At 57.7% G+C, this 11,675-nt stretch carries 13 protein-coding genes; 4 read left to right on the forward strand and 9 right to left on the reverse strand.

The annotated features are described in order from the left end of the window. The first annotated feature begins 3 nt into the window (after positions 1–3). The 4 genes from ACQQ2Q_RS00940 to ACQQ2Q_RS00955 all read left to right on the forward strand — a co-directional run bounded on the left by ACQQ2Q_RS00940 (position 4) and on the right by ACQQ2Q_RS00955 (position 3,834). Positions 4–981, forward strand: a complete 978-nt coding sequence (locus tag ACQQ2Q_RS00940; RefSeq protein WP_428185144.1) for a small ribosomal subunit Rsm22 family protein — start codon at positions 4–6, stop codon at positions 979–981. Between the two features lie 8 nt (positions 982–989). Further along, a complete protein-coding gene (locus tag ACQQ2Q_RS00945) occupies positions 990–1,997 on the forward strand; it encodes a DUF2891 domain-containing protein (RefSeq protein ID WP_428185145.1) in 1,008 nt (335 codons plus the stop codon). An 8-nt stretch (positions 1,998–2,005) separates the two neighbouring features. Then, a complete protein-coding gene (locus tag ACQQ2Q_RS00950; RefSeq protein WP_428185146.1) occupies positions 2,006–2,290 on the forward strand; it encodes a hypothetical protein in 285 nt (94 codons plus the stop codon). 185 nt (positions 2,291–2,475) lie between these two features. Continuing rightward, positions 2,476–3,834: an esterase-like activity of phytase family protein gene (locus ACQQ2Q_RS00955; protein ID WP_428185147.1), complete on the forward strand. Its 1,359-nt coding sequence runs from the start codon at positions 2,476–2,478 to the stop codon at positions 3,832–3,834. A 115-nt stretch (positions 3,835–3,949) separates the two neighbouring features. On the opposite strand, the gene ACQQ2Q_RS00960 is transcribed toward ACQQ2Q_RS00955, so the two are convergent. The 9 genes from ACQQ2Q_RS00960 to ACQQ2Q_RS01000 form a co-directional block, all read right to left on the reverse strand. Beyond that, positions 3,950–4,186: a hypothetical protein gene (locus tag ACQQ2Q_RS00960; RefSeq protein ID WP_428185148.1), complete on the reverse strand. Its 237-nt coding sequence runs from the start codon at positions 4,184–4,186 to the stop codon at positions 3,950–3,952. Between the two features lie 96 nt (positions 4,187–4,282). Then, positions 4,283–4,519, reverse strand: coding sequence for a hypothetical protein (locus ACQQ2Q_RS00965; protein ID WP_428185149.1), 237 nt, complete (start codon positions 4,517–4,519; stop codon positions 4,283–4,285). 96 nt (positions 4,520–4,615) lie between these two features. Beyond that, positions 4,616–4,855, reverse strand: a complete 240-nt coding sequence (locus ACQQ2Q_RS00970; protein WP_428185150.1) for a hypothetical protein — start codon at positions 4,853–4,855, stop codon at positions 4,616–4,618. A gap of 96 nt (positions 4,856–4,951) precedes the next feature. After that, on the reverse strand, positions 4,952–5,191 hold the full coding sequence (locus ACQQ2Q_RS00975; protein WP_428185151.1) for a hypothetical protein: 240 nt from the start codon (positions 5,189–5,191) through the stop codon (positions 4,952–4,954). A 96-nt stretch (positions 5,192–5,287) separates the two neighbouring features. Beyond that, the gene (locus ACQQ2Q_RS00980) at positions 5,288–5,527 is read right to left on the reverse strand and encodes a hypothetical protein (protein ID WP_428185151.1); all 240 of its coding nucleotides are present in this window, start codon (positions 5,525–5,527) and stop codon (positions 5,288–5,290) included. A gap of 367 nt (positions 5,528–5,894) precedes the next feature. Then, positions 5,895–7,415 carry an exopolyphosphatase gene (gene ppx, locus ACQQ2Q_RS00985; RefSeq protein WP_428185152.1) on the reverse strand — a complete coding sequence of 507 codons (1,521 nt, stop codon included), beginning with the start codon at positions 7,413–7,415 and terminating at the stop codon, positions 5,895–5,897. 10 nt (positions 7,416–7,425) lie between these two features. Continuing rightward, a complete protein-coding gene (locus ACQQ2Q_RS00990) occupies positions 7,426–9,618 on the reverse strand; it encodes an RNA degradosome polyphosphate kinase (protein ID WP_428185153.1) in 2,193 nt (730 codons plus the stop codon). A gap of 50 nt (positions 9,619–9,668) precedes the next feature. Next, positions 9,669–10,394 (reverse strand): DnaA regulatory inactivator HdaA, encoded by a 726-nt coding sequence (gene hdaA, locus ACQQ2Q_RS00995; protein ID WP_428185154.1) that lies wholly within the window; start codon positions 10,392–10,394, stop codon positions 9,669–9,671. After that, on the reverse strand, positions 10,387–11,523 hold the full coding sequence (locus ACQQ2Q_RS01000; protein WP_428185155.1) for an AI-2E family transporter: 1,137 nt from the start codon (positions 11,521–11,523) through the stop codon (positions 10,387–10,389). Before ACQQ2Q_RS01000 ends, hdaA begins: the two co-directional genes overlap by 8 nt. Positions 11,524–11,675: the final 152 nt, after the last annotated feature.

Consider the following 11,675-nt stretch of genomic DNA (forward strand, 5'->3'; position numbering starts at 1 on the left):
GATATGGAACTGCCTTCCCCGCTTCGAAGTGCTGTCGATGCCATGCTCGAGGGTGAGCGCCTCGAGGCATTGTCGCGCGCTGCGGAAACGCTTTCCAGCCGCTACCGCAAGGAAGTGCGTGACGGCCGTCTGCATATTGACGGAGCGATCGCCGCCAAGGCCTATCTGGCAACACGTTTGCCGGCGACATTCGCAGCCGTGCGTGCGGCATTCGATATGGTGACTGAAGCCGATCCCGATTTTGCGCCGCGTACATTGCTCGATTTCGGCGCCGGTCCCGGAACAGTGCTTTGGGCGGCAAGCGATTGCTGGCCCGACCTCGAGCGCGCCCAGATGATCGAGACGAGCGGGGCTATTCGCACGGTTGGCGAAAAGCTCTCCGGGTCCTCAACCGTTTCCACCACATGGACAGATGGCGACATCACCCGACGCATGCCAGAAGTCGAACCGGCAGAACTCGTGACGCTTGCCTATGTGCTGGACGAACTGCCCGAAACCGCCATTGGCGAGGTCACGCAGCGGCTCTGGGCACTTGCGTCCCGGACGCTCGTCATCATCGAGCCGGGCACGACGGCTGGCTGGAAGCGTATTCTGGCGGCACGCCAGGTGTTGATAGAGGCGGGCGCGCATCTGCTGGCCCCCTGCCCGCATGCACAGACCTGTCCGATCGAGAGTCCCGACTGGTGTCACTTTTCCAGGCGCGTGGCGCGCTCGCGTATCCACAGGCTCGCCAAGAAAGGCGAGGTGCCGTGGGAGGACGAGAAATATATCTTCATCGCGGCATCGCGCGTTGCAGCGGCACCACCGTCTGCGCGTGTGCTGTCACCGCCACGCGTGAACGGCGGGGTCGGTCGGATCAAACTTTGCAGAGCCGATGGACGTGCCGGGGAAGAAACCTTCAGCCGTCGTGACGGCGAAGTCTTCAGGCAAGTTCGCCGTGCAGACTGGGGCGATGGATTCGCCATCGACGAATCCGGCTAGGAGAAGGCATGACGACGCATGAACTGGATCAGGCAACGGCGGAGCGGTTTGCCCGCATCGCGCTTGGTCATGTCGTCAGGCCCTACCCCAACAAGCCCGGTCATGTCCTGTCCGGACCAGGCGACGCCCGCCCGCCACAGGATCTGCACCCCGTCTTTTACGGAAGCTATGACTGGCATTCCTGCGTGCATGGCTACTGGATGCTGACCCGGCTGCTCAATCGCTTTCCAGCGATGGCCGCGAGCACCGATATCATCGCACTTTTCGATACCCAGTTCGTCTCCGACAAGATTGCCGGAGAGTGCCTTTATCTGGAGGCTCCGACCGCTGGCGGTTTCGAGCGTCCCTATGGCTGGGCCTGGTTGTTGAAACTGGCGTCCGAACTTGCCGTCTGCCGCGACAAACGCTGGTCTGAAACCTTGCGGCCGCTTGTCGATGTCATTGTCCGCCGCTTCGTCGAGTTCCTGCCGCTTGCGACCTATCCGGTGCGTGTGGGCACCCATTTCAACACCGCCTTCGCCTTGAGGCTTGCCGCCGATTACGCCGAAGGCGATGGCGATGGTGCATTGCTCACGCTTTTGCGCGACACAGCGCTGCGCTGGTATGGCGCTGACGAAGATTGCCCGGCCTGGGGCGAACCATCCGGCGACGATTTTCTGTCCTCAACGCTGATCGAGGCAGAATGCATGCGCCGCCTCTTAGCGGTCGAAGACTTCCTCAACTGGTTCGACCGCTTCTTGCCGGATATCGCTCAAAGCATGCCGGACATCCTGTTCCAGCCGGTCACCGTCTCAGACAGATCGGACGGCAAGATCGCACATCTCGACGGACTCAATCTGTCGCGTGCCTGGTGCTGGCGCTCCCTTGCCGGTGCTCTGGTCGCAGACAATCGCCTTCAATCGCAATTCGAAACCGCTGCCATTCGCCATCTCGATGCCGCCCTGCCCCATGTGGCCGGCGACTACATGGGGGAACACTGGCTTGCGAGTTTCGCCGTTTTGGCACTGGAGGCCTGAAAGCGCTGTTGTCGTCCCGCAAGCTCATCGTCTTTGCCATCATCATCTCGCTGGTGGCGGTTTCGATCCACATGCTGTTCATAGAGTCTATTCTGTCGGCAACGCAGCTTTTCGCGCTGGGTGGCTCGCTTGCACTGGCCAATATCGCAGTCGCCATTGGCGGACTTCGAACACCGCAGCGGCTCGCCTGGGGCATCTATCTGGCCCTTAGTGCCATCGCCTATATCATGCTCGGATTTGCCACGCCGATCGGCGCGCTGATCCTGCTAGGTCCGATGATCCTCGGCCTGTGATACGGCTCTCAACCATGCAGCCTGGCACCCGTGGTGAGCTTTTCGGCGATCGACCCGCATATTGATTTACCGCAAGCCCAAAATCTCCGGGGAGATCACCAAACCTTCATCCAGATGTAATCGAGCGGACATGCACGCATCGTATCGATCGCCGCGTTCCTTTCCTCTTTTCAGTGGTGACATCGATGAAAAAGACTCTTCTTGCTTCCGCGTCCCTTTTCGTTCTGTTTGCAGGCTCAGCATTTGCTGACGAGACCGTTTTTCCAGCCAAGCTCGTTTTTCACGCAATCCTGCCGGCCAACAGCATCATCGCAGCTCCTGCCGATGCAGCGGAGCATCTGCAAACATCGGCAAAGTTCATCACCGCAGACCGCAAGCGCGCAGAGGGCATTGGCACCGTCAAGGGTATGGACGGCACCCGCGAGACCGGCCTTTCGACCCCTTTTGACGGTCAGGCCATGCAGGGATTTTCCGGCATCAAGACCATGGACGACGGCACGTTCTGGAGCCTTTCCGACAATGGTTTCGGCAAGAAGACCAATTCGTCCGATTCCATGCTGATGCTGCATCGCATTGCGTTCGACTGGGATGCTGGCAAGGTCAATGTGCAAAAGACACTGTTCCTCAGCGACCCGGACAAGAAAGCGCCCTTCCCGATCGTCATGGAAGGTGCCGATACCCGCTACCTGACCGGTGCCGATTTCGACGTTGAATCGATCCAGCCGGTTGCTGACGGCTTCTGGATCGGTGAAGAATTCGGACCTTACATGTTGAAATTCAACAGCGATGGTCACCTGACCGATGTGATTGCGACCAAGGTCGGCGATATCGAGGTCACATCGCCGGATAATGCAATGCTGGTCGTGCCAGCCAATCCAACAGCCAAAATGCCAACCTTCAACCTCAAACGCTCGGGCGGCTATGAGGGGCTTGCCATGTCGAAGGACGGCACCAAGCTTTACGGTCTGCTGGAAGGTCCGCTCTACAAGGAAGACGGATCGGTTGAAAAGGCCGGCGACCTGACGGCGCTGCGTATCGTCGAAATGGATGTGGCGTCGAAGGCCTGGACCGGTCGCAGCTGGCTTTACCCGTTGTCTGAGGGTGGAGAGGCCATCGGCGACTTCAATATGGTCGATGATACGACCGCACTGGTGATCGAGCGTGACAATGGCGAGGGAGCGCCAGACAAGGCCTGCGCCGATGCGGCGTCGAAGGATCCGACCTGCTTTGCAACGCCCGCCATGCACAAGCGCATCTACAAGATCGAGATGACGGACGACAATGCCGGTGAGGCCGTCCGCAAGATCGGTTACATCGACCTGATGAAGATTGCGGATCCTGGCAACAAGAAGCGTCAGGGTGGTGGCGACGGCTTTTATGACATGCCGTTCGTGACCATCGAGAATGTGGATGTGGTCGATCAGACCCACATCGTCGTCGGCAACGACAACAATCTGCCATTCTCGGCCGGGCGTGCAGTCGACAAGGCCGACGACAACGAATTCGTCCTGCTTGAGGTGGGCGAGTTCCTGTCAGCCAAGTAGACACGGGAATGGCCGGAGGCGTGATCCGCCTTCGGCCATTTGCGTATGGAATGAAACCACACAAGATGGGTCGGGCCATCGGCCCGGCTCCATTGCAATGTCAGTCCAGCATCGCTTAGTCGTGCGACAGAAGCTGGCGGTTGACCAGTGTTACGCTATGGTCGGGAGCGACAACATAGGTTTCGCGATATTCATTGCCATTGGCGGTGAACTGGTTCTCGAAAGAGCTGCCGACGGGTGCCTTTTCAAGGTGAGCTGTGGCCGGGATCGAACCCTGGATTGGCTCGATAGCGTAAGCAGACGATGCGCCGGCGACGGCGGTGAGAAGAGCTGCTGCAAATACCTTGTTCATGATCGTGTTTCCTTGTTTCTTGGTTCAATTTGATCGTCACGGGGGCCTAGAGCCGACACGTGATACGCTTTGTTATTGTCGTTCAGTATCTTGCGATTACTGATTGGACATCATTTCGCGGTTGACGAGCGAGACGCTGTGGTCGGGTGCGACAACATAGGTTTCGCGATATTCATTGCCGTTGGCCGTAAACTGGTTCTGGAAAGAGCTGCCGACAGGTGCCTTTTCAAGACGGGCGCTCGATGGGATCGAACCCTGAATTGGCTCGATAGCGTAAGCAGAGGATGCGCCGGCAATGGCGGTGAGAAGAGCTGCTGCAAATACCTTGTTCATGATCGTGTTTCCTTGTTTCCTGGGTAAGCTTCGCAGTCGCGAGCGGCCAGTGCCGCATCGCTGGACGACTGCTTGTTATTGTTCAGTTGGTCGCGATTAGCTGTTGTTGGAAAGCTGTTCGCGGTTGACGAGCGAAACGCTGTGGTCGGGGGCGACGACATAGGTTTCGCGATATTCATTGCCGTTGGCCGTAAACTGGTTCTGGAAAGAGCTGCCGACGGGTGCCTTTTCAAGACGGGCGCTCGATGGGATCGAACCCTGAATTGGCTCGATAGCGTAAGCAGACGATGCGCCGGCAATGGCGGTGAGAAGAGCTGCTGCAAATACCTTGTTCATGATCGTGTTTCCTTGTTTTCTGGGTAAGCTTCGCCGTCGCGAGCGGCCAGTGCCGCATCGCTGGACGACAGCTTGTTGTTGTTCAGTTGGTCGCGATTAGCTGTTGTTGGAAAGCTGTTCGCGGTTGACGAGCGAAACGCTGTGGTCGGGTGCGACGACATAGGTTTCGCGGTACTGGTTGCCATCAGCGTAGAACTGGTTCTGGAAAGAGCTGCCGACGGGTGCCTTTTCAAGACGGGCGCTCGATGGGATCGAACCCTGGATTGGCTCGATAGCGTAAGCAGACGATGCGCCGGCAATGGCGGTGAGAAGAGCTGCTGCAAATACCTTGTTCATGATCGTGTTTCCTTGTTTCCTGGGTGAGCTTCGCCGTCGCGAGCGGCCATGGCCGCATCGCTGGACGACTGCTTGTTATTGTTCAGTTGGTCGCGATTAGCTGTTGTTGGAAAGCTGTTCGCGGTTGACGAGCGAAACGCTGTGGTCGGGGGCGACGACATAAGTTTCGCGGTACTGGTTGCCATCAGCGTAGAACTGGTTCTGGAAAGAGCTGCCGACAGGTGCCTTTTCAAGACGGGCGCTCGATGGGATCGAACCCTGAATTGGCTCGATAGCGTAAGCAGAGGATGCGCCGGCAATGGCGGTGAGAAGAGCTGCTGCAAATACCTTGTTCATGATCGTGTTTCCTTATTCTCGTTTTAATTTCGTGTTCGGTCTTGGGAGCCGATGATTGAGAAATTGGGGTTTCGAGATCGATTAGCAAGGCGTCGAAATGCGACCGCATTGTTGCCGATAATTGAACAATACAACTGTTGTTTTTTATAACTTTCGATTGAGTAATTTCAATGACTTAGCCCTTCACCTCTTTCGACAAGTTGGGAATTCAAGGGAAGTCACACCGCCGTGAAGCATTTTTGATGAGCCTATTTTTCGCTCAAGATCTGCGCAAGCTGCCTGTCAAAAAGCAATGCAAAGCCTAAAAGAGCAGCAGCCAGCGCTCCAGACAGAGGCTGACTGACGGGTCTCGACAATGACGAGTTCTTTATTCGAAGCGGAAGGCCAGTCGCTTGCCGGTCAGTTTGGCAAGCTGTTGCAGGCGACCTTCGATACGCTCGCCGGCAAAGTCGCGATAGGCTTCGGGCACCACAAATTCCAGGTCGATATCGTCTTTGGTGCTCGGCATGAATGTCAGGTTCTGCACGATGCCCGGCATGGAGGCTGAAAACAGATAGACCACCCGCAACAGGCCACCGAGAAGCTTGGCGCGATCGAGAAATCGGTCGGTGGCGATTGTCGCCAGCGTTCCGCTGCGCTTGTCGTCGTTCAAGCCCTCAAAGCGAAAGTAGTTGGTAAGAGCGATGAATGCGCGTCCAGGATGGCTGATACCGATAAAGGAGGAGTGCGCGATAATATTGAGAGCCTGAAGGCCGCGATAGTCGGGATGGGCACGCCAGCTGATATCTGCCAGGAGACAGGCGGCGCGGCGATAGCGGCTTTCTTCCAGCGTCTCTTCAATATCAAAGAAGGGCATCATCCGGCCCGTCCAGTCCGCGATCTCGCGCGCATGCTCGGGCGAACGCGCGCGCAGGATGGCAAGCTCGTTGGCAGCCGTGACAAGCGGGTCGGCGGCTTTTTCCTCCTCGGAGAGAAGCGAATACAGATAGCCCTCGCGGACGCCTTGTGCCGAAAAGCAGACACTGGCCGGCTTCATGACATCCAGCACCTCGCGAAGCGCAACCGCTCCGTAAGGAATCAAGGCCCGGCGGTTCTTGGAAATGGTGCCCCAGGCGTCTTCCTTGGCATTGCTGCCGGAGATGATTTCATCAAGGAACTGGCCGATCTCGGCTGCAGGCAATTCGTATCCCTGCATCATGTGCAAGGGATATCCCTTGATTTCCATGTGCAGCTTGGCGATGTTTCGCCATGTGCCGCCGACCGCATAGAATTTTCGGCCGGCGCCATCTTCCAGCATTCTGGCATTCTTGATTTGCTTCTTGGCAAAGGCACAGGCCTTTTCAAGAGAACCGCCCGCCGTTTCCGAAAGACGCAAGCCACCGAGCGGCAGAGTTATGCCCTTGCCGACCTCGTTGCCCTTGATGTCGATCAGTTCGAGCGATCCGCCGCCCAGATCTCCGGCGATACCATCGGGTTCATAAAACCCGGAAATGACGCCATAAGCGGAATAAAGGGCTTCCTCTTCACCGGTCAGAACGAGGACGTCCTGTTCGAGGATGTGTTCGGCCTCCTCGATGAAGGCAGGGCCGTTCTCGGCCTCTCGAGCCGCAGCAGTCGCCAGCACATAAAGTGCGGTTGCCTGCGCCTGTCGTGACAGTGCCCGGAACCGGTGCAGCGCATCGAGCGCGCGCTTGATACCGACCTCGTCCATCCGGCCGGTGCCCGCGAGCCCCTTGCCGAGACCGCACAGGACCTTCTCGTTGAACAGCACCGCGGGTGCCCTGGACAATCCCTCGTAGATCACGAGACGGATCGAGTTCGATCCTATGTCAATCACCGAGACAGGGGCTATTCCGGGAAGGCGCCCCTGCGCTTCTGATCTGGTCATGAAGTTCCAGTTATTGTTTGTGTCCGGAGATCAATCCGGCCATCAGCTTCGGCGCACTTTCCTTCAACGACTCTCCACGGCCCGACAGGCTGGGGTTTGTCATGAAATAGTGTTGCGCGTTGAACGGTTCCTCACCCGACCTGACTTCCATACGCCGGGACGTGCCGTCGGCCAATATCTCGTAGCTCTGCTGATTGTCAATGAGATTGCCCAGCATGATCTGCGTCAGCACCTGTTCATGGACCGTCGGATTGATCAGGGGAACCATTGTTTCGACGCGTCGGTCGAGATTGCGCGGCATCATGTCAGCCGAGCCGATATAGACCTGCGCCTTCTCTGAGGGCAGACCATAACCATTGCCGAAGCAGAAGATGCGGCTGTGTTCCAGGAAGCGCCCGACGATCGACTTCACACGGATATTGTCGGAGAGGCCCGGAACCTGCGGGCGCAGGCAGCAGATGCCGCGGATGACCAGATCGACATCGACTCCGGCACCGCTCGCTTTGTAAAGCGCGTCGATGATCTCCGGGTCGACCAGAGAATTCATCTTCATCCAGATCGTGGCAGGGCGGCCATTGCGCGCATGCTCGATCTCTTCGGCGATGTGCTTGAGGATGCGCGGACGCATTGTATAGGGCGACACCGCCAGCTTCATACCCTCTTCCAGCTCACCATAGCCGGTGATGAAGTTGAAGACATTGGCCATGTCGTGGGCAATCTTCGGATTGCAGGTGAAGAAGGAAAGGTCGGTGTAGATCTTGGCGGTCACGGGGTGGTAATTGCCGGTGCCGAGATGGCAATAGGTGCGCAACTTACCGTCTTCGCGGCGAACCACCATCGACATCTTGGCGTGGGTTTTCAACTCGATAAAACCGAACACCACCTGTACGCCAGCCCGTTCAAGATCGCGGGCCCAGCGAATATTGGCCTCTTCGTCAAAGCGGGCCTTCAGTTCGACCAGGGCCGTCACCGACTTGCCGGCGTCGGCCGCATCGATCAGGGCACGAACGATCGGACTGTCATTGGATGTGCGGTAAAGCGTCTGCTTGATCGCCAGCACATCGGGATCGCGCGCGGCCTGAAGCAGGAACTGCACCACGACGTCGAAGCTCTCATAAGGGTGATGAACGACCATGTCCTTTTCGCGGATCGCAGCCAGGCAATCACCGGCATGTTCGCGAACGCGTTCTGGAAATCGGGCATTATAAGGATCAAAGCGCAGGTCGTCGCGCGGCGCCTTGGCGATCTCCGAAATGGTATTGAGGGCAAGCAGACCCGGCAAGACAGCCACGCGGTTGTCCGGCACGCCCAGTTCATGGACCACGAAATGTCGAAGCGATGCCGGCATTTCGGAATCCGTCTCGATGCGGATCACCGAACCGCGGCGGCGGCGCTTCAGCGCTGTCTCGAAGAAACGCACCAGATCTTCGGCTTCTTCTTCCACTTCGATATCGCTGTCGCGGATGATGCGAAAGGTACCGAAACCGGTGACCTTGTAGCCGGGGTAAAGCAGGTGGATGAACATGCCCACCACATCTTCCAGCGTGATGTAGCGGATGGCCGAATTTTCATCCGGCAGTCGCACGAAGCGGTCGAGCGTCGGCGGCAGACGCAAAAGCGCCGTCATCGGCTCGCGGCCCCGATTGCTTTCCAGCTGAAGACCCATGGAAAAGCCGAGATTGGGAATGAAGGGGAACGGGTGGGCCGGATCGATGGACAGTGGTGTCAGAACCGGGAAAATGGATTCGCCGAATTCCGTCTCCAGCCAGGCCTTGTCCTGACCCGACAGCGCAGCCGGGCGCACGATCAGAATATCTTCCTTGGCGAGATATTGCTGCAGGACAGCCAAGGAGGCCTGCTGCTCCATCTGAAGGTTGTCGATTTCCTTGAGAATATCTTCCAGCTGTTCGACAGGCGTCTTGCCATCGGGGCTCTTGATGGAAATACCCTGGCGCACCTGACCTTCAAGGCCAGCCACGCGCACCATGAAGAATTCATCCAGGTTTGCAGCCGAAATAGAGAGGAACCTGATCCGCTCCAGAAGCGGATGCGCGGTGTTCAAGGTTTCCTCCAGAACACGACGATTGAACTGAAGCCAGGAAAATTCGCGGTTGATGAAACGTTCAGGGCTCGTGAGCAAGGCCTCCTGCGCATCAACCTCGTTATTGTTTTCCGCGTTCAGTTCCGTCGCTACCGTGTCCATTTCAACCCTCTCAATTCATTTCCCGCGGTCAATATAACAGTTGCACGACTTTACTGTGACAGATCGTCTCCCGCCAACTCATCAGACAGGGCACTGATGACTTCGGAGGCAATCGATCGTGTCACTTTCGTGCGCCGTGCCAGCGCCAATGTGTCGATACGTTCGACAACGGCCTGCACCGCCCCATAAGACCGCTCCATCCTTGGAACGATATAATCGACTATCTTGTCATCGATATTAAGCTGGCGATCCGCAAACAGTTTTACAATCAACTGCGCCAAATCGCCTTCGTCCGGCTCGCCGATCTCCACCATGGTGGCGGCCCTCAACCGTGACTTCAGATCTGCCAGTTCGACATCCCAGGATAGCGGCCATGCGCGCGCCGTCATCAGCAGAGACTGGCCGTTTTGCTTGACGCTATTGATGACATGGAACAGTTCGGTGTCATCGAAACCGGTCCGGTCAGCGTCCTCGAACACCACCGGGCTGGCTGCGGCAACCTCAGAGGCACCGGCGCCGGCTAAAGGATGGATATCGAGCGCGCCGGATGCCTGTCTCCAGATATCGGCGAGATGCGATTTTCCCGAACCTCCCGGCCCGGTGATGATCACCACAGGCGATGGCCAGGCTGGCCAATTGTCGATCATCGCCACGGCAGCGGCCATCCGCTCTGAAATCAGGAGATCATCGCGACCCGACGACGCCCTGTGTTCAAAGGCAAAGGGCAACTGTTCGCTGGTCCGGGGCCTTGCGACAACCTTTTTCAACTCACGCATCTGCTTCAGTTCTATTTCCGGCCATGCCTTCCGGCACCTTGCTGGATGCCGCAGGATCTTCGTACAAATCACTCTCAAGATACCGCCTGACCGCGAAGCGGACAAGCACACCGACGGCGGCTGCCGCCGGTACGGCGACAAGAACACCGACGAAACCGAACAGGGCGCCAAAGGCAAAAAGGGCAAACATCAACCAGACCGGATGCAGGCCGACGCTGGAACCGACCAGCTTGGGCTGCAGGATATTGCCCTCGATGAACTGGCCGGAGAGGAAGAAGGCAATGACAATGACAAGATGCCAATAATCCGGCCAGAACTGGACGGCGGCGATCCCTGCGGCCAACAGCAGGCCGACAGTGGAGCCGACATAGGGGATAAAGCTGATCATGCCGGTGAAGAGACCGATCAGAAGACCGAAATTCACCCCGATCAGGGACAGGCCAACGGCATAATAGATGCCGAGAATGAGGCAGAGCGAGCCCTGCCCGCGCACGAAGCCGGCAATCGTCCGGTCCATTTCCCGCGAGACCTCACGCACATCCGACAGGTAACGACGCGGCACTAGGCTATCGAGCTTGGCGATCATGCGGTCCCAGTCGAGCAGAAGGTAGAAGGCAACCACCGGCGTCACCACCAGCAATGAGACCACATCGACGATGGCCTTGCCGGAATTCCAGATCTGCGCCAGCAATGTGCCGAGAAAGCTCACCCCCTCGGACAGATATTTGGAGAAGTTCTCGCGGATCGTGCTGGTCTGGCTTTCCAGCCAGCTGGGCAGCCAGCTTGCATTGGAATGGGCAACGAGATTTTGCAGGTCGGTGAGATATTGCGGCACACGCTGAATGAAATCATTGAGCTGGGTTGCCAGCACCGGGATGATGATCATCAACGACAGAACAAAAACGACGATGAAAGAGAGCAGGATGACGACCGTGGCCCACATGCGGCTCAAGCCGATCTTTTCCAGTCGATCCGCCACCGGATCCAGGAAATAGGCCAGCGCCATCCCGGCAATGAAGGGCAGCAGGATGGAGCTGAATGTCATCAGGAAGAGGATGAAGACGGCAAGCGCGCCAACCCAGAAGAGCACTTGGCGACGCAGGCCTGAGCCGCTGATCTGTTGGGACATGCGTTATCTTTCTTCGGTTCGGGTCGTATTTTTTGTCGATGACGGCCGCTTCGCGCGTGCATTCACGAATATGACAGCGCGCGCCGGGGAGCAAGGCCGTTCGCTTTCTCGTATGGGGTGCAGACCCGTGCCGAGTTGGGGGCGAACTACCG

The sequence above is a fragment of the Agrobacterium sp. ES01 genome (genome assembly GCF_050320885.1).
In the GTDB taxonomy this organism is placed as follows: Bacteria; Pseudomonadota; Alphaproteobacteria; order Rhizobiales; family Rhizobiaceae; genus Allorhizobium.